Source organism: Lentzea sp. NPDC051208 (assembly GCF_040682435.1).
Lineage (GTDB): Bacteria > Actinomycetota > Actinomycetes > Mycobacteriales > Pseudonocardiaceae > Lentzea > Lentzea kristufekii.
Window position 1 is genome coordinate 112,877 of sequence record NZ_JBFBAW010000008.1, and the last position, 21,494, is coordinate 134,370.

The window sequence follows — 21,494 nt, forward strand, 5'->3', positions numbered from 1 at the left end:
TGATCAGGTCACTGCGCGGTGAAGTCGGCCGCGTGGTCGCGGGCCCACTGGGCGAACGTCCGGTACGGCCTGCCGGTGAGCTTCTCGTAGTCGGGCGACACGACGAACTCGTAGTCGGCGAAGTCGTCGGGGTCGCCGCCCTCGTACCCGGCGATGCCGAGGATGTAGCGCGCGATCTCCTCAGGCCAGCCGACGCTGACGTAGTAGGCGAGCGCCTCCTCGACGCTGACGTCGCGGAACGTCAACGAGCGTCCGATCGCGGCACCGATGTCCCGTGCCATGTCCCGCTGGGTGATCTGCGGCGGGCCGGACAGGTCGTAGGCCTTGCCCGCGTGGCCGTCCTCCTGCAGCACCTTGATCGCCACGTCGGCGATGTCGGCCTCGTGGATCGGCTGCCCGAACGCGTCCGGCTCGGGGTGCACGATCGTGCCGTCCGCGCGGATCGACGGTCCCCAGAGGTCGATCTTGTTGACCGCGAACTCGCCCGGCCGCAGGTGGGTCCACTCGGCACCGGACGCCTCGACGGCCTGCTCGACCGGCAGGTGGTGGCTGGTGTCGTAGCCGTAGGTCACCGCGCCCGAGGACAACGTGACGATCCTGCGCACACCTGCCCGCACCGCACGGTCGACCACCTCCTGCGCGGTCGGCGGGGGCACGAACAGGTAGAGCTTCTCCACGCCGTCGAACGGGATGCTGTCCGGGTCGTCGAGGTCCGCCTTCACCGTCTCCACGTGCGCGGGGAAGCCGGCCTTCGCCGGGTCGCGGGTGATCGCCCGAACGTGACCGCCGAGCCCCCGCACCACCAACCGGCCGACGTTGCCCGTCGCGCCGGTGACCAGCGTGGTCATCGCATGCCCCCTTCGATGCCGTCCAGCAACCTGTCGAGCCCGTAGTTCCACGAGCGGTGCATGTTCTCCGCGAGCGTGCCCTCGGTGTCGTAGGCGCCGGCGTTCCACAGCGCCGTCATCGCCGGGTAGCGCTCGACGTCGAAGTAGTCGTCCCAGAACACCTGCCGCGCACCCCACCACGAGTCACCGGACTCGCCGGTCGCCGCCGCGAGCTGTTGATCGTCCACTTCGGACGCCGCGGCGCCGTGCACGAAGCCCTCGACGGCCACGTGCGCGACGGTCACCTGCCTCGGTTCCAGTCCGGAGTCGGCGAGTGCGGCCAGCACGAACTCCTGTCCGTCCATCAGTCCCGGGCCGAGCGGCGGCCGCACCATCGACACGTCCCGCATCCACGGATGTGCCTGGTAGACCGCACGCGTGCGGTCGGCGTAGTGCTGGACGCGCTCACGCCAGGTGCCCTCGGGCACAAGGTCGCGTTCCTGCAGCACCGCGTCGGCCATGAGGTCGATCAGCTCGGCCTTGCCGGGCACGTGCGTGTAGAGCGACATCGTGCCGACACCCAGTTCCTGCGCGACGCGGGCCATTGACATCGCGCCGAGCCCCTCGCGGTCGGCCACCGCGATCGCCGCGGTGACGATCTGGTCGACGCTCACCTTGGGCTTCCTGCCGACCGGTTTCGGCTCCTGCGGCGTGCGCCAGAGCAGTGCGAGCGTCCTGGCCGGGTCTCCCGCGCCGCTGCGTTCGGCGGCCATCCGTCCACCTCATTTCCGTAGGACATACAGAAACAATACCGTATGACGTACGGAAACAGGCTCAAGCAGCGGACCGGTTGACGTACCAGAGCACCCGGACGCTGGTCGGGGACGTGTGGCGGAGCTCCGCGCACACCTCGTGGACCAGGACGAGTCCGGTCTGCCTGCACAGGCGCTCGTCGGTGGGCAACGGCGGCCGATAGGTGAACCCGCCCGACGCGAGTCCCGCGCGGACCACCTCGGCGGCGCGGTCTCCGGTCGCGGTCAGCTCTCGCGCACAGTTGGCGCCATGGCCGGAGCCGCAGCGGCCGCCATCCTCGGCCACCTCCAGCCCGGACGCGGCCGACACCACGCCCTCGTCGCGGGGCATGCTCGCTTCGATGTCCAGGAACACGGCGATCGCCATCCCCGCAACGATCATGGCGGGCAGCCACAGGACGCCGATGAGCAGGCGCCGTTCGACGAGCAGACCGACGGCGATCACGACCGCCGCGATCATCGGGTGGAGCCAGTAGACCTCCAACGCCGAGGGCACCCACCGGCCGGGCAGCTCCATCGCACGCGGCAGCACGAACCACGCCAGCAGGGTCACCAGGAGCAGGCCGACCACGAGCCCAGTCCGCCACGAACGGGCGAGGACGATCCACAGGACGATCGGCACCAGTCCGAACAGGCCGGTGTCCACGGACAGCACGTTCACGACGAATCCTGCCGCCAGCGGCACGGCGCGCCACCAGAGCGACTCCCCCAAGTTCTCCACGCGACCAGTAAAGCGGAAACGCCGCCCCGAAGATCGGGACGGCGTTTCCTCGTGGTGGGAGCTGGTTCAGGAGCGCCAGGCCAGCACGGTCAGCATCTCCTTGCCGCGTTCGGCGCTGCGCGGGTGGCTGAGCACGTCGTAGCGGCCGGCCACGAGCTGGGTGACCGAGGCGAAGTCACGGCGGCCGCGCGTGGCGGCGTACCGGGCGGCGGCGCTGGCCAGGCCGAAGATCGTACCGACGACGAGGCCCGTGACGATCGGGGCGAGAGCGCCGCCGGTCGAGAACAGGCCCAGCAGCAGACCGACGAACAGACCGAACCAGGCACCCGACGCGGCTCCCGCGCCGAGGACGCGGCCCCAGGTCAGCCGGCCGGTGACGCGTTCGACGATCATCGGCTCGACGCCGACGATGGTGACGTCCGCGACCGGGAAGTCGTTGTCGGCCAGGTGGTCCACGGCCCGCTGGGCCTCTTCGTAGGTCCCGTAGGAGCCGATGGGCCAGCCGGTGGGCGGAGTGGGCAGTGCGTTGACGCCCGTGGAATTCGTTCCCGTGGCGAACGGAGTCGCGGTGGTCATTTCCAACACCTCCGAATTGCGATCCCTACACCTGGTATTACGAACGCGGCACCGCCTTTGTTCCCAGAGTTGAGCGGGTGTGACTCAGCTCCCTGCCGGTAAGCGTGATGACCAGCGATTCCGCTGTTTCCTGAGAATTCTCAGGTTTCTCGCCGTAGTGCCCGCTGCCATTCCTCCTTTGTCAGCGCGTACTCGACCTCACCGTGTTCGGCGCCGGGCAGCGGATCGGGGAAGTCGACGTGGAACGTGCGGACGTGCCGCAGCCCGCACTTCTCCATCACCCGCCGCGACCCGGCGTTGACGAACATCGTCGTGGCGACGACCCGCTGGACACCGCCCGTGGTGAAGCCGCGTTCAATCAGTGCTCTCCCACCCTCGGTGGCGTAGCCGAGGCCCCAGAACGCGCGGTGCAGCCGGTAGCCGAGCTCGACCTCGGTCGTGCCCTGGAACTCGAACCAGCCGGCGAACCGGCCGGTCGCCTTCTCGACGGCCGCGTGGAAGCCGTCGCCGAGGTAGTTCTCGACCGGTGCCGGGTCGAGGTACCGCATGACCTCGGGGTCGGCGTGCAACGCGCGCAGTGCGTCCACATCGGATCGGCCGAGGGGTCGCAGCGTCAGGCGTTCGGTGTCCACGAGGAGATCCTGACGCGGTCGTCCACCGCTTTTGAGGTGTCTACGACGGGTTCTGCGGCGTGATCGTCTCCAGCGCGTTGCCGGCGGCGTCCCGCACGACCACGCGGGCGTCGGGGTGCCGGTCGAACAGGCGTGCTGCCAGCACGAACGTGCCGTTGCCGATCGTGGCGGGCACGTCCGCGGCACCGGGGCTGGTGTAGGTGATCGACGCCGCGCGGGGGTCGAGGACCAGGCCGACCGCGGCGGCGCTGGTGCTGCCGCCGTCGTAGTACTCGCCCTGCTCGTTGACCTTGTACGGCTTGAAGTCGTAGAACGCCGACATCGCCGCGACGGTGCTGCCGCGGATCTCCGTCAGGTCGTCGAGGTCGAACACCGATCCGGGCGTCGGGTCACGGTCTGCCTCGCGGCAGTAGAGCAGCAGGTCGCCGAAGCGGCCGGTGATCATCGTGTCGGTGGCGCTGACCTTCGCGGTGAGGCCGTGCGCGAACTGATCGGGGTCCGGCACCGCCCGGTCCTTCAGGCAGGCGGCGAACCGCGCGGCCTCGGGAGTGTCCCGGGCGGCGGGCAGCAGCGGGCGGTCGACGACGGACGCGGTGGGCTTCGGCACGCCCCGCACGGCCGACTCCTCGCCGTTGACCAGCGCCTTCGTGCCGTTCTCGGCCTTGGGGAACCCGCTGGGCGCCAGGAACAGGCCGTCCACCAGCGCGGGCATCGTGGTGCTCTGACCTGTGTCGGCGATCTGGGACAGGCTGAGGAACCTGACGTCCGCGGAGACCAGGCCCGCGATCGTGCCGCTCGGCGTGGTGAACAGGATCTCCACCTGACGCCGGCCCTCGAGCTCGGCCGGCTTCGGCACGGAGATCGTCGTGGTGGTGGCGGTGTTCGCGCAGAAGAACACGCCGGCCGGAACGCGGAACGCGGTGAGGACCGTGCCGTTCTTGGCGCTGGTCGCCATCGGCTGCCACTGCTCGGCGGGCGGGTGCTCCTTCGCGGCGGCAGCGCAGCGGGCCAGCGCGTCCGGGGCGACCTTGCCGGTCTCGACGTGGTTGACGAGCTTGCGGTCCTTGCCGACGAACTCGCCGTTGTACTGCATCGGCGGGGCCGCCGGGTCGGCCGAGCCGCCGAGGAGGGCCTGGCTCGCGAAGACCGCTCCGGCGGCGAGCACGCCGACGCCCGCGGCGATCAGGAGCGGCCTGCCGGTGCGGGCTGCCGGGCTCATGCCCTCGGACAGCCTTCGGCGGGCCCGCATGCGGACGTCGTCGGGCATGGGGCGGTGTTCGGGCAGCTGGTCGATCATCCGTTGTCCTCGGGGGTCAGGTCGCGCAGCCGGGCGCGGGTGCGGGAGACGCGGGCGCGCACGCTCGACTCGGCGATGCCTAGGAGCGCGGCGGCGTCGGCGGTGGACACGTCGCCGAGCAGGCAGAGCTGGGCGATCTCGCGTTCGGAGGCGGGCAGCTTCGCGATGGCGGCCACCACCTCGACCAGTCTGCGCTGTGCGTCGGTGCGGGCGGCGACCTCGTCGGCGTGGTCGCGTTCGTCCTGCGGGGTCAGCTTCGTGACCAGCCGCAACGCTCTGCGCGAGGCCCGCCATTCGGTGCGGGCGCGGTTCGCGGTCACCGTGTAGAGCCACGGCAGCGCCGAGTCGCGCACCAGCTGGGCGTCGCCGCGCTTGCGCCACGCCGTCAGGAACGTCGCGGAGAGCAGGTCCTCGGCCTGCGACCACGAGGCGGTCAGGCGGTAGGCGTAGTTCCAGACCGCTTCCGCGTGGCGTTCGAACAGCTCCGTGAACGCGGCGTGGTCGCCTTTCGCGATCTGTTCCCAGAGGCGCGTGTCGGGCGGCCCGACGTTCGCGCGCTCGGTCGTCTCAGTCATCACACTCCGCCTGGGGCCGTCACAGGCCAGTGTGCTGCGTGACGCGCGTCACCGGACGGGAAGGGAGCCGCCCCTCATTCGAGGCGTGAATGGCGCCGATGGCAAGATCTTCGCCGTGCCGATCGAGCAGAAGCAGCCCGGCAATGTCGAGGCGGAGACCCAGGTGTTCGCGAAGATCACGATCCCGGAGCAGGACGCGGCGACGATTCCGGGGGTGTCCCCGGTGACGCCCCCACCCGCGGCGGTCACTCCGCCGGCACCCGCTCCGGCGGCTGTTCCCGCGGCCGCTTCCGCAGCCGCCGAGGTCAAGCCCAAGTCGCTGACCCGGCGGTTGGCCCGCCGGATCCTCGGCCCGACCTTGATGACGAAGAGATAGGCCCTGCGACAGCTAGCGGTCCGGTACCTGCCCCAGGCCTCCGCAGACCCGGCAGGCGGACCGGTCCTCGTTGAGCCCAGAACCAAGGCAACGGCTGCACTCCTTCACAGAAGAACAGTGTCCGCTTCTACTCCAAGTGGCGGCATCCGCCAAGCAGGGACCCTGCTGGCAATAATGGGTGACCCCCATCGTTCACTCTCGGTGATCAGGCCTGGGAGGACGGTCCGGCTGGAATCTCGTTGGCGCGTGCGACGTTGCCTGCGACGATTCCTCCGCTCTCCCCGTGCGGGAGCTTCCACCAGCCGGAGCACCCGCGCGGGCACGGATGCGACATCTGGTGCAGCACAAGGCCTTGCGGACCGGGAACGGGTTGCTGCCACGACATGGTTCCGGAACCCGCGCATAGCAGGCAGGTGTCCTCTTCGCACTCCACACCTGTAGGTACTCCACACGGGACACTCCAGGCAATCACTGGATCGAGGGGAGATCACCGATGGCAGTCGCGGTCGTGACGGGAGCGGGATCCGGGGTGGGGCGAGCGGCGGCGCGAACCCTGCTGGGGGCGGGGTTCCAGGTGGCGCTGGCCGGCCGGCGCGAGGACGCGTTGACCGAGACCGCGGAGGGCTTCCCCGACTCCGCCCTGGTGGTGCCGACCGATGTGTCGCGTGAGGACTCGGTCGTCGCGCTGTTCGAGGCGGTCGTCGCGCGCTTCGGCCGTGTGGACGTGTTGTTCAACAACGCGGGGATGAACGTGCGCGCGACACCGATCGAGGAGTTCAGCCTCGGCGCGTGGCAGAAGGTCGTCGGGGTGAACCTGACAGGGGCCTTCTTGTGCGCCCGCGAGGCGTTCAAGGTGATGAAGACGCACGGCGGTGGCCGGATCATCAACAACGGCTCGATCTCGGCGTCGGTGCCGCGCCCGCACGCCGTGGCGTACAACGCGACCAAGCACGCGATGACGGGCCTGACCAAGTCGTTGTCGCTGGAGGGTCGTGCGTTCGGCATCGCGTGCGGGCAGATCGACATCGGCAACGCCGCGACCGAGATGACCGAGCGGATGGGCGCCGGCGTGCTGCAGGCGAACCTCGAGGTCAGCCCGGAGCCGACGTTCGACGTGCGGCACGTGGCCGACGCCGTGCTGTACCAGGCTCAGCTGCCGTTGAACGCCAACGTGCAGTTCATGACCGTGATGGCGACGACGATGCCCTACATCGGCAGGGGTTGAGCCTGGTACATGCCGCCGCCGCGCTCCAGCAGGCCGAAGTCGACGAGGTAGCGGCGAATGGTGACGTGGTCGACCTCTCCCCCGTCGCACCACGCCGCGAGCCGCTCGTTGATCTCCTTCTCCTCGTAGTAGGTCCGCGCGGTGAAGGCGTGCGCGGCGACGTGTTCGAGGATCTTGCGGCGCCGTTCGTGCGCCACCGGCAGTGAGACGAGCTTGTCGCCCCGGATGAACGGCGCGAGCCCGTCGGCGGGCATCGCCTCGGTGAGCGTCGCCGCGAGCGGCTTGAGATCGGCGGGCCGGGCCGGTTCACCCTCGACCAGCCCGGCCTCGCGGAGCTTGCGCAGCGCGGTGCCGGCGTCCTTGACCTTCAGTCCGGAGGCGGCGGCGACGTCGGCCAGGGTGCCCGCGCCGAGGACGACGGCGGCGAAGGCCCTCAGCCTCGTGGGTTCGGCCAGGGCGCGCACGACGGATTCCGGAGTGGTCATGCCTGCGAACCTAACGCCGCCGTCCACCTGTTTTCAGCGAGAAGCCGCCCCCTGCCAGTCCTCGCTCATCGGCCCACCAGCCCTTCGGCCATGACGTCGCCGAGGTAGCCCTCGAAGTCCGGCGTGTCGGGTTCCAGCACGTGCCGCACCCACGCCGTGCGTTCGTGGGCCAGCGGCGGGAGCTCCCAGACGCAGCCGATGAGGTCCTTCGGGATGACGGTGAAGTGCGTGAGGTCGGGGTCGGTCGAGCCGAGGAACGGCTGGTCGCCGGACACGGCGGTGCGGCAGTGCAGGACGTTGTCCCAGACCCAGTTGTAGGCGTTGAGGTACATGCCCGCGGCGCTGCGGTGCAGCACCGTCACGGTGGCGGGCGGCGTCGGGTCCTCGAAGTCCGGGTAGATCTGCGGCAGGAACGCGTAGGCGGCGTCGCGGATGTCGTCGGTGATCTCCAGCCCCGGGGTGACCACCTCGTAGCGCTTGACGTGCCTGCCCGCGACGACCAGCGGTTTCTTGACCGCCAGCTCCTTCTCGTAAAAAGCCATGGGTCGAACGTATGAGCTAACCCTGACAGGGTGTGTCAGTGTGTGCCGCGTGCGCGCGAGTCGATTGGTGTCGTTGCTGCTCCTGCTGCAGAGCAAGGGGCGCATGACAGCGCAGGCGCTGGCCGACGAGCTGGAGGTGTCGGTCCGCACGATCTACCGGGACGTGGAGTCGCTGCACGCCGCCGGGGTGCCCCTGTACGGCGACGCGGGCCCGTCCGGGGGCTACCAGCTGCTCGACGGCTACCGCACCCGGCTGACCGGTCTGACCGAGCAGGAGGCGGAGTCGCTGTTCCTGGCCGGCCTGCCGGGCCCGGCGGCGGAGCTGGGCCTCGGGGACGCCGTCGCGGCGACGCAGCTCAAGCTGATGGCGGCGTTGCCGTCGTCGATGCGCGACCGGGCCTCGCGGATGGCCACGCGGTTCCACCTCGACACCCCCGCCTGGTACTACGACCCGGAGCGCTCGCCGTTGCTGGGAGTCGTGGCCGACGCGGTGTGGCGGGAGCGGCTGCTGGAGGTCAGCTACCGGAGGTGGCGCGCGCCCGAGGAGGTGACGCGCGTGCTGCGCCCGCTGGGCCTCGTGCTGAAGGCCGGGCGCTGGTACCTGGTCGCGCAGGGGTCCACGCGGATCTCCACGTACCGGGTGTCGCAGATCCAGGCGGCCACCGTGTCGGAGGAGTCGTTCTCACGGCCGGAGGGCTTCGACCTCGCGGCGCACTGGGCGGCGTCGCTGGAGGAGTTCCAGGCGCGGCAGTACACGGGTTCGGCGGTGGTCAGGCTGTCGCCGACCGGCTGGGAGGCGTTTCCGTCGCACGTGCTGCCGGTCGTGGCGCGGGCGGCGGAGGAGTCCGTCGTGGAGGACGGCGGCTTCTTCGTGGCGACGATCCCGATCGAGTCGGTCGCGCACGCGACCGGGATGTTGCTGCGCCTGGGCGGTGAGGTCGAGGTGCTGGAGCCCGTGCAACTGCGTGAGCAGATTGCGGACGCGGTGCGCCGCCTGGCCTCGATGTACCTATAACTGAGGTCATGGGGGATTCATCAAGCTCAACTCGCCGTTCGTTCCTGCGTGCCGGTGCGGTGGCCGTGGGCGGTGTCGGTGTGATGGCCGTTCCCGCGCAGGCCGCTCCGGGGGGCGCGCACGTGGTGAAGGCTGGCGACTTCGGTGCCGTGGGCGACGGCCAGACCGACGACACAGCCGCGATCCAACGCGCGATCAACGAGGCTTACCGCCTGGCCTCGGAGGGCAACGGCTACGCCCGCGTGGAGTTCGACGCCAGGACCTACCGGCTGGCGTCACCGCCGGTCAGGCCGGTGACTGGCGAGGCGCACACGGCGGGCCAGCTGATGATCCCGCTGCGCACGTCCGGTCCGATGATCACGCTCGAACTGGCCGGCGCGGGCGTGCAGACAGGCCTGCAGTTCATCTACGACGGCGAGCAGGCGCCCGCGGGCACGATGCTGAAGTCGACCATCACCACGTCCTGGGCCGGTCATGCCCAGGGCCAGCCTCCCGCGGTGCTCGCGTCGCCACGGGGCGCGGAGTGGGGCGGCTTCAACCGCGTCAGCGTGGCGGTCACGAACCTCGCGATCCAGGTCCCGCCGAACCCGACGGTGTCCGGCCTGAACCTGTTCTGGGCACCTCAGGCCCGCCTGCAGGGCGTCCGGATCAGCACCCCGGACCCGCTGCCCGCCATCACCGAGCCCACGCACAGGTCCTCGACGGGCATCGTCCTGCCCGGCGGCGGCAACAACGCGGTCATCTTCCTGCGTGACGTGCACGTGTGCGGGTTCCACACCGGCCTGGTCTTCAGCGAGCACACCGACGGCTCGAGCATCCTGGTCTTCGGCTGCAAGGTGGCCCTGGCCCCGCTGGGCGTCGTCCTGCACACCTCGCGCTTCGGCCTGGTCACCGTGGAGTGCTGCCCGATCCTGATCTCTCAGGTGGACTGGGAGGCGGGCCCGATCGCGGCGCCGTCGGGCGACCGGTTCCGCATCGACCTGCTCGACGTGGAGGAGTTCAACGGCTTCGACGCGCGGCTGAACTGGACCCGCCACCAGTTGCACGTCAACGACCCGGGCAACCGGTACCGCGGCTGGATCTGGATGGCCCGGTCCGGCCGCGACTACCTGAACATCCCGCTCACCCTGAACGGCGCGCAGAACCTGCAGATCAACGAGATCCAGGACAGCTGACCCCGAACCGCGCCAGGTGGTGCCACAGGTGTTTGAGCACCTGTGGTGCCGCTTCGGCGGTGTCGAGCATGCGCGGGGTGAGGAGGCCGTCCTGCGCGATCGCCAGTCCCAGCGCGACCGACTCGGGCGTGCGGTAGTCCGCGTGGCGCAGCAGCTCCTCTGTGGACAGCCGGAAGCCGGGATGGCGTTCGACCGGGCACGGCAGGTCGACGTCGGGGAAGCTCGGGTCGAGGACGACCGCCTCGACGTCGTCGAGCGTGACGGGGCCGTGGACGTGGGCCTCGATGTAGTTGTCGAGGGCGTCGCGGTCGTCGGCGTCGGCCAGTTCGATCAGGGCGAAGTGGCGTGCGGTGCCGAAGTCGACGGGGTCGAACACGCTGTCGGGGTAGCAGAACGTCGTGCGGTCCAGCACGTCTTCCTTGAGCCGCACGTGCGCGGAGCCGAACCGGGGCGCGCCGCCGCAGGCGAGCCGGCGGTGGTTGAGCGCGCCGTACTTCGGCCGGTCGGCGGGATCCGTGTGGTCGTAGGCGCCGCCGAACAGGCGGCTCTCCCAGTCCCAGCGGGCGCCGCCGGGGTGGGCGGTGAGGCCGCCGTTGCTGGTGCCGGTCTCGAACTGCGAGCGGTAGACGCCGTCGCGAACGAGGGCTTCGAGGACGCCGCGGCCGGGGTGGAAGTTGAGGGTGACGCGCAGGTCCCGTGGCAGGGGCTCACCGGCCGACAGGGCGCCGACGTGCGCGATGGCCTTCTCAAACACCACGCGCGAGCTCCCGGTCGTGCACCCGCGCCAACGTCAGCTGCGCGGCCAACGCCCCCAGCAGCGCCATGAACATGTCCCACTGCGTGTCCCAGACGTCGCCCTGGGTGCCGAGGAACTCGTCCGCGCCCGAGCCGGCGACCACGGCCGCCAGCCACTCGCCCAGTTCGTAGGTCGCGCTGAAGGCCAGGCACACGCAGACGACGAGGAAGAACAGCCACCCACCGGGCCGCAGCGGGGTCCGGCGCAGCAGGATCTCGCGGGCGAGCACCGCGGGCACGAACCCCTGCACGAAGTGGGCGAACCGGTCGTAGTGGTTGCGTGCGAGGTCGAGCCAGTCCTGCACCCAGAACCCCGCCGGCACGCGCGCGTAGGTGTAGTGGCCGCCCAGGATCAGCACCAGGGCGTGCAGGAAGATCAGCCGGTACAGCAGCGGCGTCAGGCGGAAACGCCGGTAGGTCGCCACGAGCAGCACCCCGCCGATGACGACGGGGGCCACTTCGAGGTACCAGGTGGCGCGGTCGTGGGGGCCGATGCCCGACGCGACCAGGGCCACGACCGTCAGTCCCAGCAGGACCAGCGGCTCGAGAACACGCTTGTCACAGCTCACGGATCACCTTGCAGGGATTGCCGACGGCCAGTACGCGCGGCGGGATGTCGCGCGTGACGACGCTACCGGCTCCGATGACCGAGTTGTCGCCGATGGTGACGCCGGCGCAGACGATGACTCCGCCGCCGAGCCACACGTTGTTCCCGATGGTGATGGGGGCGGCGGACTCGAAGCGCCGGCGGCGGGCCTCGTGGTCCTCGATCGGGTGCAGGGCGGTGAGCAGTTGTGCTCGTGGGCCGATGGAGACGTCGTCGCCGATGGTGATGGTGGCGCAGTCCATGAGGATGGCGTCGTAGTTGAGGAAGCTGTTGGAGCCCATGTGGATCTGGTAGCCGTAGTCGCACTGGAACCGCGGCATGACCCAGGAGCCCTCGCCGAGGGAGCCGAAGAGCTTCTTGATGACGTCGCCGGAGCGGGTGGCGTTGAACTCGTCGACGAGTCGCTGGGCGGAGAGGCGTTCCGCGACGAGTTCGGGGTCGGAGTCGCGGTAGAGCTCGCCGGTCATCATCTTCTGCTTCTCGGTGATCACTCTTCGAGAGTGCCCGAACGCAGCAGTGCGCGTGCCCGGGTTGCGGCGATCTCCATCAGTGCCATGATGTCCGCAGCCTCGAAGCCGGGTGGCGGTTCGACCGCGAGCACCACAGGTGTGGTGGTCGGCGTTGCGGGCCGAGGGGGCAGCTGACCTGCGGGTTCGGTGGAAACCACCACAGGTGTTCTGGTGCCGACGGGGCCGGCGACGCGCTGGCGCAGGGCGTCGAGGAGTGCCTGTTCGGGTTTTCCCTTGAGCAGCAGCAGGACGAACGGGTCGGCGTCGAGCAGCCAGCCGACCTGCAGGGCGAGGGCGGCGGCGTGGCGGCACGGCAGTTCCCAGCCGTCGCAGTCGCAGTCGGGTTCGAGGTCGCCGATGCCGGGCAGCAGGTCCACTCCGGACTCCTCCGCGGCGAGGACGAGGTCGCGCGGCATGTCGTTGTCCAGCAGGGCGGCGATGTGGCCGGCGTGTTCGGCGACGCGGTCGAGGAACCGTCCCCATTGGACCTCGGAGAGCACCGGAATGCTAACGGTGGTGCTGTAGACGGTGTCGTCGTCGTGGACCTGGGCGTGCAGGCGGCCGGGGCTGACGGTGATCGGGCCGACGACGCCGGCGTGGGCGTAGCGGCGGCCCAGGCGGATCAGGCCGGTGTCGAGCGCGGTGTCCGACAACGCCTTCACCCAGGCCTTGCCCCACCAGGTGCCGGCGACGCGGCGCGTCACCTTCGGGAACGCGGCGAATCCGCGTGCGGTCACGGTGCGCTCCTCAGCTGGACGAGCTCGGCCAGTTCGGCGTCGGTGAGTTCGGTGAACGCGGACTCCCCGCCGTGCAGCACGGCGTCGGCGAGGTCGCGCTTGTCCTGCAGGAGCGCGGCGATGCGTTCCTCGACGGTGCCCTCGGTGACGAGCTTGTGCACCTGGACGGGCCTGGTCTGGCCGATGCGGTAGGCGCGGTCGGTGGCCTGGTCCTCGACGGCGGGGTTCCACCAGCGGTCGAAGTGGATGACGTGGTCGGCGCGGGTGAGGTTGAGGCCGGTGCCGGCGGCCTTGAGCGACAGCAGGAACACGGGTGCGCGGCCGTTCTGGAAGTCGTCGACCATCCGCTCGCGCTGCGGTACCGGGGTGCCGCCGTGCAGGAACCGCGTGGGCTGCGTGATGTGCTTCTCCAGCAACCGGGCCATGCCGACGTACTGGGTGAAGATCAGCGCAGAGCCGTCCTCGGCGACGATCGTCGCGAGCAGTTCGTCGAGCAGGTCGAGCTTGCCGGACGTGCCCTGCAGCGCGGGGTGGCCGAGGTAGTGCGACGGGTGGTTGCAGATCTGTTTGAGCCCGGTCAGCAGCTTGAGCACGAGGCCGCGCCGGGCCATGCCGTCGCTGGACGCGATCTGCTCGAGGGTCTCCCTGGTCAGCGCCTCGTACAGCGCCGCCTGCTCCACGCTGAGCGAGACGTACCGGTCGGTCTCGGTCTTGGCGGGCAGTTCGGGGGCGACGCCGGGGTCGGACTTGCGGCGGCGCAGCAGGAACGGCCGCACGACCTTGGCGAGCGTGTCGTCGGGTTCTGGCCAGCGGGTGCGGAACGCGCGGTGTGTGCCGAGCAGGCCCGGTGTCGTCCAGTCCAGGATGGACCACAGCTCCGACAGCGAGTTCTCGACCGGGGTGCCCGACAACGCGACGCGTGCGGCGGCGGGGATGGAGCGCAACGCCTTGGCGGTGCCGGAGTGCGGGTTCTTGACGTGCTGGGCCTCGTCGGCGACGACCATGCCCCACGGGTGCGCGCGCAACGCCTCGGCGTCCAGGCGCATGGTGCCGTAGGTCGTGAGCACGACGCCTTCGGCGGCGAGGGTCCGTTGTGGACCGTGGTAGCGGGTGACGGGTGTGCCGGGGGCGAAGCGGTGGATCTCGCGTTCCCAGTTGCCCAGCAGCGAGGCCGGGCAGACGACGAGCGTCGGCTGGTCGTGGCGGCGGTGCAGGTGCAGGGCGATGAGCGTGATGGTCTTGCCCAGGCCCATGTCGTCGGCGAGGCAGGCGCCGAGTCCGAGGCCGGTCATGTGGGCGAGCCAGCGCAGTCCGTGCAGCTGGTAGTCGCGTAGCCGTGCCTGCAACGCGGCGGGTTGCGGGAACTGCGGGATGGTCGTGATGGCGGTGGTGAGGCTGTGCGGGGCGACCTCGACGTGTTCGCCGCCGATGATCGCCACGCCGGTGAGGGCGGCGGTGACGGCCTGGGCCGCGGTGATGGGTTCGAGGCGCTGCCGGGCCTTGCGGCGCAGCTTCGGGTCGATCAGCACCCACTGGTCGCGCAGCTTCACGATCGGCCGGGACGCCTCGGCGACGAGGTCCATCTCGGCGTCGGTGAGCTCGGAGTCGCCGAGCGCGATGCGCCAGTCGAACGAGAGCAAATCGCCTGCTTGCAACGGGCCGCTGGGTTCGCCGATGACGGCCTTCGCGGACAGGTTGGTGGCGAGCTCGCGCGGCCAGTGGACCTCGATGCCGGTGCCGAGCAGTTCGCCGACCTCGTCGTCGGTGAGCTCGGCCTGGTCGAGCAGCCGTTGCAGCGGCGGCCAGTCGATGCGGGCCATCGCCCGGATGGCGTCGAGCTCACGGCCGGAGCCGCGCACGTCGCGCGGGTAGGGGTCGGTGACGGCACGGACCTGCACGATGGCCCGGAACCGCAGGTCGTCGGTGGTCTCGATGCGCAGGGAGAGGGTGATCTGCTCGTCGGCCCACGTCTTGAGCGCGGAGACGTCACAGGCGTCGGTGCCGGCGAACGGTCCCGTGCCGGTGCGGGGCAGCGTGTCGGCGACGGCGTCGAGGAACTGGCGGAGCAGCTCGTAGTCGCCGTGCGCGGCGAGCTGGCGCAGGTGCAGTTCGTCGGCGTGGTCGAGCGGTCCGGCGCGCCAGGTGTCGTACCCGCCGGCCGTGACGCCGGGCACGATCCGGCCGCGGGCGACGAGGGTGAGCGCGGTCGCGGCGGCCACCGCCCAGTAACCGTCGCCGGACAGCACCTCGGGTAAGGCTTCGAGCAGGGGTTTTCCGTGGAGCTGGCCGAATCTGGGCGGGTCGGCAGGCACGAACATACTATGTACCGTACACCATACGGTACGGTAGTGTCGGGCTCGTGATCGAACACACGGGCAGCGGTGACCCGGCGCGGACGCTGGCGTTGCTGTGGCGCACCCAGGAACGCGTGTCGCGCAAGGGCAAGCCGGACCTGAGCGTGGACCGCATCGTGCAGGCGGGCATCGCCCTGGCCGACGCCGACGGGCTCAAGGCGCTGTCGATGCGGCGCGTGGCCGAGTCGCTGGGCGTCGGCACGATGTCGCTCTACACCTACGTGCCCGGCAAGGGCGAGCTGATCGACGTCATGGTCGACACGGTGCAGGCCGCGACTGGGCGGGAGCCGGCGCAGGGCTGGCGCGCGCACCTCACCTACGTGGCGCGGGAGAACCTGGCGCTGTACCGGCGGCACCCGTGGTTGCTGCAGGTGGCGCCGTCGCGCACGGTGCTGGGCCCGCAGGTGGCGGCGAAGTACGACTTCGAGCTGCGCGGGCTGGACGGCATCGGCCTGTCGGACGTGGAGATGGACTCGGTGCTCGAGCTGGTGCTCGGGCACGTGCAGAACTCGGCGCGAGGCCTGACGGCGGCCGAGGTCACCGAGAAGGAGACCGGGCTGACCGACCAGCAGTGGTGGGACGCGGCGGCACCGGTCCTGATGACTGTGTTCGACCCGGCCCGCTACCCGGTGGCGGCACGCGTGGGCGGCGCCGTCGGGCAGGCGCACCAGAGCGCGTTCAGCCCGGAGCACTCGTTCGAGTTCGGGCTGGAGATGATCCTGGACGGGGTCGAGCGGCTGATCGGGTCGCGTGCGATGTAACTCCTGAGTGACACCTGCCGGGAAGCGTCGTTAATTCCCACGCGGTGGCATCGAGGTGCCTACAGTTACGCCACGCCGATCAACTTCACCGCTGGGAGGCCCGCTCGTGGTGATCGACTCGCAGCCCCGGCAGGCGCTGGTGCGCCGGTTCACCGGCCTGGCGCGGTCGACACCTGGGCGGCTGAGCCTGATCGTCGTGGTGCTGGTGGTGGCCAGTCTGGCGAGTGGCTGGCTGACGACGTGGAGCGTGAACCGCCAGGAGCGGGCGCTGGAGGACCTGGCGACGCGGTCGGAGCCCCTGGCGCACGCGGCGCAGGAGGTCTACCGGGCGTTGCAGGACGCGGACGCGACGGCGGCGAGCGCGTTCCTGTCCGGCGGCCTCGAGCCTGCCCAGCTGCGGCAACGCTACGAGGCGGACATCGCCCAGGCGCAGGCGGCGCTGTCGGTCGCGACGGCCTCCTCCCCCGATCTCACCGCGACGCTCGCGGCGCAGCTGCCGGTCTACACGGGGCTGATCGAGACGGCGCGCTCGAACAACCGGCAGGGTTTCCCGGTCGGCGCGGCGTACCTGCGCGAGGCGTCGGGGCTGATGCGCACGCAGCTGCTGCCGGCGGCGCAGGAGCTGTACCGGGCGGAGACCGACCGGGTGGCCCGCGCGCAGGACGAGGCGAACTTCCCGGTCGTGCCGGTGCTGGTGGCGCTGGCGTTCGTGATCGGGCTGGTGCTGATCCAGCGGTACCTGACCCGCAAGACGAACCGGCTGCTCAACGTCGGCCTGCTGGTGGCGACCGGGGCCGCCACGCTGTCGTTGCTGTGGGTGACGACGGTGTCGGTGCTGGTCATGAACGACGTGGCGGACTCGCGTGACGCCTCGGAGAAGGTCGACGTGCTGGCGCAGGCGCGGATCGCGACGCTGACCGCCCGCGGCGAGGAGACGCTGACGCTGGTGGCGCGGGGTGCGGGCCAGTCCTACGAGAAGAACTTCGTCGAGGTGTCCAAACGTCTCGAAGGCCTGCTGGACCGCGCCAAGGCGCTGGAGAGCACCGAGGCCGTCGATCAGGCGATGCGGGAGTTGCGGCAGTGGCAGCAGGTCCACCAGCGCATCCGCGAGGCCGACGACGCCGGGCAGTACAACGACGCGGTGGCGCTGATCGGCAACCCGTACTTCGACTCGCTGGACCAGTCGCTGGTGCGGGCGATCGGGCAGGCGCGGCAGGAGTTCAGCGACGAGGTGGCGGTGGCGCGGGGGTCGCTGGCGGGCACGGTGGTCGGAGTGCTGGTGCTCGCGCTGATCAGCGCGGCGGGATCGACGATGGGGCTGTGGCAGCGCCTGAAGGAGTACCGATGAGGCGACTGGCGCTGGCGGCGGTGTTGCTGCTCGGTGCGTGTTCGGCGGGACCGGCGCCGAGCCAGGTGGTGCCGCGCAGTGCCGCGGCTCCGCAGCCGGCGAACGCGAGCACGGTCTCCGCGGCGCCGAGCAGTTCGGCGGGTGCGCCGCCGTCGTGCGACGCGACGGCGAGCCTGCGGCCGGGCCCGTTGCCGCAGGCGGGGCAGATGCCTGCGGGATCGACGATGGCGAAGATCGCGCAGCGCGGCCGGTTGATCGCCGGGGTGGACCAGAACTCGTTCCTGATGGGGTTCCGCAACTCCTTCACCGGCGAGATCGAGGGCTTCGACGTCGACGTGGCACGCCAGATCGCGAAGGCCGTGTTCGGCGACGAGAAGAAGGTGCAGTTCAAGGTCGTGACGGCGGCCGAACGGATCCCGATGCTGCAGAGCGGCGCGGTCGACGTCGTGGTCCGCACCATGACGATCACCTGCGACCGGCTGAAGGACGTGGACTTCTCGCAGGTCTACTACCAGGCCGGGCAGCGCGTGCTGGTGCGCCGCAACTCCGGGATCACCGGGGTGGAGGGCCTCACGGACAAGCGGGTGTGCGTGGCGTCGGGGTCGACGTCGCTGGGCAACGTGGTGAACCGGGCGAAGACGACGGTGAGCGTGCCGAACTGGACGGACTGCCTGGTCATGCTGCAACAGGGGCAGACCGACGCGATCTCGACCGACGACACGATCCTGGCCGGACTGGCCGCGCAGGACCCCTACACCGAGGTCGTGGGGGCGCGGTTCACCGACGAGTCCTACGGCGTCGGCGTGCCCAAGGGGCAGGAGGACCTGGTCCGGTTCGTCAACGGCGTGCTGGAGCGGATGCGCACCGACGGCACGTGGAGCGCGATCTACGGGCGGTGGCTGACACCGCTGGGCCCGGCACCTGCGCCGCCGGTCGCGCGTTATCGGGACTAGGAGGGGTCCGCCGATGAGTGAAGAGCTCGATCTGCCCGAGACCGGGCCGTCGACGGCGCCGGGAACGGCACCCTGGTCGGCGTCGCAGGAAGCGTCCCGGTCGAACTCGGGACGCACGCGCCGCGGCAGTGCCCGGTCGATGAGCCGCGGCCGGCTGGGCGCCGGGCTGGTCGAGGTGCCGCGCGTGCCGTACCGGGATCCGAAGACCGCCGTGCTGGAGAACCCGGAGGTTCCGGAGGCCAAGCGGTTCTGCTCGAAGTGCGGCAAGAAGGTCGGGCGCCGCAAGGACGGCAAGCCCGGCCGGGTGGAGGGGTTCTGCCCGCAGTGCGGGCACGCGTACTCGTTCACGCCGAAGCTGGCGCCGGGTGAAGTGCTGCACGACCAGTACGAGGTGCTGGGCTGCCTCGCGCACGGCGGCCTGGGCTGGCTGTACCTGGCGCTCGACCACGCGGTGAGCGACCGGTGGGTGGTGCTCAAGGGCCTGCTCGACTCCGGTGACGCCGACGCGATGGCGGCGGCGCTCGCGGAACGCCGGTTCCTGGCCGAGGTCGAGCACCCGAACATCGTGAAGATCCACAACTTCATCCGCCACGAGAGCCGCGAGAGCGGCAAGCTCGTCGAGTACATCGTGATGGAGTACGTCGGCGGCGAGTCGATCAAGGACATGATCACGCAGCGGCGCCGCGACGGACGCGGCGACGAGGCGTTGCCGCTGGCGCAGGCCATCGCGTACGTGCTGGAGATCCTGCCCGCGGTCGGCTACCTGCACGGTGTCGGGCTGCTGTACTGCGACTTCAAACCGGACAACATGATCCACACCGAGGAGCAGCTCAAGCTCATTGACCTGGGCGCGGTCCGGCGCATCGACGACCACCACTCCCCCATCTACGGCACGATCGGCTACCAGGCGCCGGAGATCGGCACGATCGGGCCGTCGGTGTTCTCCGACATCTACACGGTCGGGCGCGCGCTGGCGGTGATGAGCTTCCCGTTCGACTTCCGCGGCCGCGGCAAGGACCGGCTGCCGACGGTGCAGGAGCAGCCGCTGCTGGGCCGGTTCTCCTCGTTCCACCGGCTGCTGCTGCGCGCCACGAACCCGAACCCGGAGCTGCGGTTCTGCTCGGCGGAGGACATGGCCGAGCAGCTCACCGGGGTGCTGCGCGAGGTGCTGGCGATCGAGGACGGCGTACCGCGGCCGGGCCCGTCGCGGCAGTTCACGCCGGAACGCCGCCGCTTCGGCGTGGAGGGCACGCTCGACCTCGCGGAGGTGGCGCTGGCGTTGCCGGCACCGACCGTGAACACCTCGGACGCGGCCGCGTCGTGGCTGGCGACGGCGACGACGTCGGATCCGGCGGGGCTGCGCAAGGCACCGGAGGTCACGGTGGAGGTGCGGCTGCGGATCGTGCGCGTGCTGATCGAGTCCGGTGACACCGAGGCGGCGATGCGCGAGCTGGAGTCGCTGACGGCACCGTCGATGTTCGACGAGCCGGAGCTCGACCCGGCGGAGGACTGGCGCCCGGACTGGTACCGGGGCCTGGCGGCGCTGGTCGACGAGCGACCGGAGGACGCGCTGCGGTCGTTCGACGCGGTGTGCTCGGCGGTGCCGGGTGAGGCGGCCCCGAAGCTGGCGCTGGGCGTGTGCGCGGAGGCCGTCGGCGATCTGCAGGCCGCGGCGGGCTGGTACGAGCTGGTGTGGCGCACGGATCACTCGTACGTGTCGGCGGCGTTCGGGCTGGCACGGGTGCTGCTCGCGTGCGGTGACCGGGCCAGGGCCGTCGAGGTGCTGCTGTCGGTCCCGGACACGTCTTCGCAACACTTGGCGGCGCAGATCGCGGCGGTCCGCGCGCAGCTCGGCGACTGCGGCGCGGAGGACCTCGTCGCGGCCGGGGAACGGTTGCACGCCTTGGACATCGACGTCCATTCGCACACGCAGCTGGCGGCGGAGGTGCTGGAGGCGGCGTACGACTACGTGACCCGCAATCAAGCGGCCGAGGGCAGGGTGCTGGACTGTGCACTCTCCGAACACGAGCTTCGGCTGGGTCTCGAGCAGCGCTACCGCACGCTGGCCCGGTTCGCTGCCACGCCGGAGGAACGGATCGCATTGGTGGACCGCGCGAACGCGGTAAGGCCTAGGACGTTGGTTTGATGGACACCCTGAAGTGCCCGGAGTGCTTCGCGCCCGTCGCGGCGGAGGACCGGTTCTGCGAGGCGTGCGGACGCAACCTGCTGGTCCGCCGCACGCCGCTGGGCGGACCGACCGGTCCCGCGCAGGCCTCGTGCATCCTGTGCGGGTCGCCCGACATCGACGACGAGGACTACTGCACCCAGTGCGGCCGGCACCAGCCCTCGGCGCGTGACCGGGTCGAGTACGCGCTGGGCGCGGTGTCGGGTGTGTCGGACCGCGGCAAGCGCCGGGCGCGCAACGAGGACTCGATGGCGTTCGGTCACGTCGCGGGCAAGGGTGTCGCCGCCGTCGTCTGCGACGGTGTGGCCTCGTCCGAACGCGCGGAGCAGGCCTCGCAGGCCGCCGCCGACGCCGCGGTGGACGTGCTGCTCAACGCGCTGATCGACACCGCGGACGCCGAGCAGGCGATGGTCGACGCGGTCGCCGCGTCGTGCTTCGCGGTGGAGCAGCTGGTGGAGAACGAGCCCATGGAGCCGGGTGCGCGGGGTGTCGCGCCGTCGTGCACGTTCGTGTCCGCGCTGGTCATGGGTTCGTCGGTGACGATCGGCTGGGTCGGTGACTCGCGGGCCTACTGGCTGTCCGATGAGGGCTCCAAGCAGCTCACGACGGACGACACGTGGGCGGCGCAGCTGGTCGCGGAGGGTGTGCTGACCGAGGAGCAGGCGCGCACGGACCGCCGTGCGCACGTGCTGTCGCGGTGGATCGGCGCGGACGCCGGGCGGGTGGAACCGCAGGTCGTGACGCTGAAGCCGACCTCGCCGGGGGTGTTCCTGCTGTGCTCGGACGGGCTGCACAACTACCGGCCGGAGCCCGAGGACCTGCAGCCGCTGCTGCCGTGCGGGCCGGAGGAGTTCGTGAAGGTGGCTCTGGAGGCGGGAGGGCACGACAACATCACCGTGGTGCTGGTGCCGTTCGCACCGGAGCCGTAGAGGTTCACTCTTCGCGGTGAACCACCGCTGTCGTTCGCCACGACGCGCAAACGCTGCT

Annotated in this window: 23 protein-coding genes; 9 read left to right on the forward strand and 14 right to left on the reverse strand. The window is 70.6% G+C overall.

The window, feature by feature from the left end:
• Nucleotides 1-8: 8 nt before the first annotated feature.
• The 7 genes from AB0M48_RS21000 to AB0M48_RS21030 form a co-directional block, all read right to left on the reverse strand.
• Nucleotides 9-848 (reverse strand): NAD(P)H-binding protein, encoded by an 840-nt coding sequence (locus tag AB0M48_RS21000; protein ID WP_363844394.1) that lies wholly within the window; start codon nucleotides 846-848, stop codon nucleotides 9-11.
• Nucleotides 845-1,600: a TetR/AcrR family transcriptional regulator C-terminal domain-containing protein gene (locus AB0M48_RS21005; RefSeq protein WP_363844397.1), complete on the reverse strand. Its 756-nt coding sequence runs from the start codon at nucleotides 1,598-1,600 to the stop codon at nucleotides 845-847. The genes AB0M48_RS21000 and AB0M48_RS21005 overlap by 4 nt, the downstream gene beginning before the upstream one ends.
• Before the next feature lie 61 nt (nucleotides 1,601-1,661).
• The gene (locus AB0M48_RS21010) at nucleotides 1,662-2,360 is read right to left on the reverse strand and encodes a hypothetical protein (RefSeq protein WP_363844400.1); all 699 of its coding nucleotides are present in this window, start codon (nucleotides 2,358-2,360) and stop codon (nucleotides 1,662-1,664) included.
• 66 nt (nucleotides 2,361-2,426) lie between these two features.
• On the reverse strand, nucleotides 2,427-2,936 hold the full coding sequence (locus tag AB0M48_RS21015; protein WP_363844403.1) for a general stress protein: 510 nt from the start codon (nucleotides 2,934-2,936) through the stop codon (nucleotides 2,427-2,429).
• A gap of 140 nt (nucleotides 2,937-3,076) precedes the next feature.
• Entirely contained in the window at nucleotides 3,077-3,568 is a 492-nt protein-coding gene (locus tag AB0M48_RS21020; RefSeq protein WP_363844406.1) for a GNAT family N-acetyltransferase, read from the reverse strand.
• A 40-nt stretch (nucleotides 3,569-3,608) separates the two neighbouring features.
• Nucleotides 3,609-4,865: a hypothetical protein gene (locus AB0M48_RS21025; RefSeq protein ID WP_363844409.1), complete on the reverse strand. Its 1,257-nt coding sequence runs from the start codon at nucleotides 4,863-4,865 to the stop codon at nucleotides 3,609-3,611.
• Nucleotides 4,862-5,440, reverse strand: a complete 579-nt coding sequence (locus tag AB0M48_RS21030; RefSeq protein ID WP_363844412.1) for a sigma-70 family RNA polymerase sigma factor — start codon at nucleotides 5,438-5,440, stop codon at nucleotides 4,862-4,864. The genes AB0M48_RS21025 and AB0M48_RS21030 overlap by 4 nt, the downstream gene beginning before the upstream one ends.
• Before the next feature lie 85 nt (nucleotides 5,441-5,525).
• On the opposite strand from AB0M48_RS21030, the gene AB0M48_RS21035 reads away from it, so the two are divergent.
• Entirely contained in the window at nucleotides 5,526-5,816 is a 291-nt protein-coding gene (locus AB0M48_RS21035; RefSeq protein WP_363844415.1) for a hypothetical protein, read from the forward strand.
• Nucleotides 5,817-6,309: 493 nt separating this feature from the next.
• Nucleotides 6,310-7,041, forward strand: a complete 732-nt coding sequence (locus tag AB0M48_RS21040; RefSeq protein ID WP_363844418.1) for an SDR family oxidoreductase — start codon at nucleotides 6,310-6,312, stop codon at nucleotides 7,039-7,041.
• On the opposite strand, the gene AB0M48_RS21045 is transcribed toward AB0M48_RS21040, so the two are convergent.
• Nucleotides 7,023-7,526 carry a DUF2087 domain-containing protein gene (locus AB0M48_RS21045; protein ID WP_363844421.1) on the reverse strand — a complete coding sequence of 168 codons (504 nt, stop codon included), beginning with the start codon at nucleotides 7,524-7,526 and terminating at the stop codon, nucleotides 7,023-7,025. The two genes, AB0M48_RS21040 and AB0M48_RS21045, sit on opposite strands and share 19 nt — an antisense overlap.
• Before the next feature lie 65 nt (nucleotides 7,527-7,591).
• On the reverse strand, nucleotides 7,592-8,068 hold the full coding sequence (locus AB0M48_RS21050; RefSeq protein WP_363844424.1) for a hypothetical protein: 477 nt from the start codon (nucleotides 8,066-8,068) through the stop codon (nucleotides 7,592-7,594).
• Between the two features lie 49 nt (nucleotides 8,069-8,117).
• Between AB0M48_RS21050 and AB0M48_RS21055 the strand changes: the two genes are divergently transcribed.
• Both AB0M48_RS21055 and AB0M48_RS21060 read left to right on the forward strand, forming a co-directional pair.
• Nucleotides 8,118-9,083 carry a YafY family protein gene (locus tag AB0M48_RS21055; RefSeq protein WP_363844427.1) on the forward strand — a complete coding sequence of 322 codons (966 nt, stop codon included), beginning with the start codon at nucleotides 8,118-8,120 and terminating at the stop codon, nucleotides 9,081-9,083.
• A gap of 8 nt (nucleotides 9,084-9,091) precedes the next feature.
• On the forward strand, nucleotides 9,092-10,258 hold the full coding sequence (locus AB0M48_RS21060) for a glycosyl hydrolase family 28-related protein (protein WP_363844430.1): 1,167 nt from the start codon (nucleotides 9,092-9,094) through the stop codon (nucleotides 10,256-10,258).
• Here the strand turns inward: AB0M48_RS21060 and AB0M48_RS21065 are convergent.
• Genes AB0M48_RS21065 through AB0M48_RS21085 form a run of 5 tightly spaced genes read right to left on the reverse strand, consistent with a single transcriptional unit; the run spans nucleotide 10,236 to nucleotide 15,224 of the window.
• A complete protein-coding gene (locus AB0M48_RS21065; RefSeq protein WP_363845166.1) occupies nucleotides 10,236-11,012 on the reverse strand; it encodes a DUF3626 domain-containing protein in 777 nt (258 codons plus the stop codon). The genes AB0M48_RS21060 and AB0M48_RS21065 overlap by 23 nt on opposite strands.
• Nucleotides 11,005-11,622: a DUF2238 domain-containing protein gene (locus AB0M48_RS21070; protein ID WP_363844433.1), complete on the reverse strand. Its 618-nt coding sequence runs from the start codon at nucleotides 11,620-11,622 to the stop codon at nucleotides 11,005-11,007. Before AB0M48_RS21070 ends, AB0M48_RS21065 begins: the two co-directional genes overlap by 8 nt.
• Nucleotides 11,612-12,151: a sugar O-acetyltransferase gene (locus tag AB0M48_RS21075; RefSeq protein WP_363844436.1), complete on the reverse strand. Its 540-nt coding sequence runs from the start codon at nucleotides 12,149-12,151 to the stop codon at nucleotides 11,612-11,614. Before AB0M48_RS21075 ends, AB0M48_RS21070 begins: the two co-directional genes overlap by 11 nt.
• The gene (locus AB0M48_RS21080; RefSeq protein ID WP_363844439.1) at nucleotides 12,148-12,906 is read right to left on the reverse strand and encodes an SWIM zinc finger family protein; all 759 of its coding nucleotides are present in this window, start codon (nucleotides 12,904-12,906) and stop codon (nucleotides 12,148-12,150) included. The genes AB0M48_RS21075 and AB0M48_RS21080 overlap by 4 nt, the downstream gene beginning before the upstream one ends.
• Complete coding sequence (locus AB0M48_RS21085; RefSeq protein ID WP_363844442.1) at nucleotides 12,903-15,224, reverse strand: DEAD/DEAH box helicase; 2,322 nt, start codon at nucleotides 15,222-15,224, stop codon at nucleotides 12,903-12,905. The genes AB0M48_RS21080 and AB0M48_RS21085 overlap by 4 nt, the downstream gene beginning before the upstream one ends.
• A gap of 41 nt (nucleotides 15,225-15,265) precedes the next feature.
• Here AB0M48_RS21085 and AB0M48_RS21090 point away from each other — a divergent pair, with 41 nt between their 5' ends.
• The 5 genes from AB0M48_RS21090 (at nucleotide 15,266) to AB0M48_RS21110 (ending at nucleotide 21,436) form a co-directional block, all read left to right on the forward strand.
• Nucleotides 15,266-16,021 (forward strand): TetR/AcrR family transcriptional regulator C-terminal domain-containing protein, encoded by a 756-nt coding sequence (locus tag AB0M48_RS21090; RefSeq protein WP_363844445.1) that lies wholly within the window; start codon nucleotides 15,266-15,268, stop codon nucleotides 16,019-16,021.
• A gap of 106 nt (nucleotides 16,022-16,127) precedes the next feature.
• Nucleotides 16,128-17,369: a hypothetical protein gene (locus AB0M48_RS21095; RefSeq protein ID WP_363844448.1), complete on the forward strand. Its 1,242-nt coding sequence runs from the start codon at nucleotides 16,128-16,130 to the stop codon at nucleotides 17,367-17,369.
• On the forward strand, nucleotides 17,366-18,322 hold the full coding sequence (locus tag AB0M48_RS21100) for a glutamate ABC transporter substrate-binding protein (protein WP_363844451.1): 957 nt from the start codon (nucleotides 17,366-17,368) through the stop codon (nucleotides 18,320-18,322). Before AB0M48_RS21095 ends, AB0M48_RS21100 begins: the two co-directional genes overlap by 4 nt.
• Nucleotides 18,323-18,335: 13 nt before the next feature.
• On the forward strand, nucleotides 18,336-20,468 hold the full coding sequence (locus tag AB0M48_RS21105) for a tetratricopeptide repeat protein (RefSeq protein ID WP_363844454.1): 2,133 nt from the start codon (nucleotides 18,336-18,338) through the stop codon (nucleotides 20,466-20,468).
• Nucleotides 20,468-21,436, forward strand: coding sequence for a protein phosphatase 2C domain-containing protein (locus AB0M48_RS21110; protein WP_363844457.1), 969 nt, complete (start codon nucleotides 20,468-20,470; stop codon nucleotides 21,434-21,436). Before AB0M48_RS21105 ends, AB0M48_RS21110 begins: the two co-directional genes overlap by 1 nt.
• Nucleotides 21,437-21,494: the final 58 nt, after the last annotated feature.

Bases quoted from the DNA above. Each gene is read 5' to 3' on its own strand.
- AB0M48_RS21000 (WP_363844394.1), bottom strand. From the start codon at position 848: ATGACCACGCTGGTCACCGGCGCGACGGGCAACGTCGGCCGGTTGGTG.
- AB0M48_RS21005 (WP_363844397.1), bottom strand. From the start codon at position 1,600: ATGGCCGCCGAACGCAGCGGCGCGGGAGACCCGGCCAGGACGCTCGCA.
- AB0M48_RS21015 (WP_363844403.1), bottom strand. From the start codon at position 2,936: ATGACCACCGCGACTCCGTTCGCCACGGGAACGAATTCCACGGGCGTC.
- AB0M48_RS21025 (WP_363844409.1), bottom strand. From the start codon at position 4,865: ATGATCGACCAGCTGCCCGAACACCGCCCCATGCCCGACGACGTCCGC.
- AB0M48_RS21030 (WP_363844412.1), bottom strand. From the start codon at position 5,440: ATGACTGAGACGACCGAGCGCGCGAACGTCGGGCCGCCCGACACGCGC.
- AB0M48_RS21040 (WP_363844418.1), top strand. From the start codon at position 6,310: ATGGCAGTCGCGGTCGTGACGGGAGCGGGATCCGGGGTGGGGCGAGCG.
- AB0M48_RS21045 (WP_363844421.1), bottom strand. From the start codon at position 7,526: ATGACCACTCCGGAATCCGTCGTGCGCGCCCTGGCCGAACCCACGAGG.
- AB0M48_RS21050 (WP_363844424.1), bottom strand. From the start codon at position 8,068: ATGGCTTTTTACGAGAAGGAGCTGGCGGTCAAGAAACCGCTGGTCGTC.
- AB0M48_RS21060 (WP_363844430.1), top strand. From the start codon at position 9,092: ATGGGGGATTCATCAAGCTCAACTCGCCGTTCGTTCCTGCGTGCCGGT.
- AB0M48_RS21085 (WP_363844442.1), bottom strand. From the start codon at position 15,224: ATGTTCGTGCCTGCCGACCCGCCCAGATTCGGCCAGCTCCACGGAAAA.
- AB0M48_RS21100 (WP_363844451.1), top strand. From the start codon at position 17,366: ATGAGGCGACTGGCGCTGGCGGCGGTGTTGCTGCTCGGTGCGTGTTCG.
- AB0M48_RS21105 (WP_363844454.1), top strand. From the start codon at position 18,336: ATGAGTGAAGAGCTCGATCTGCCCGAGACCGGGCCGTCGACGGCGCCG.
- AB0M48_RS21110 (WP_363844457.1), top strand. From the start codon at position 20,468: ATGGACACCCTGAAGTGCCCGGAGTGCTTCGCGCCCGTCGCGGCGGAG.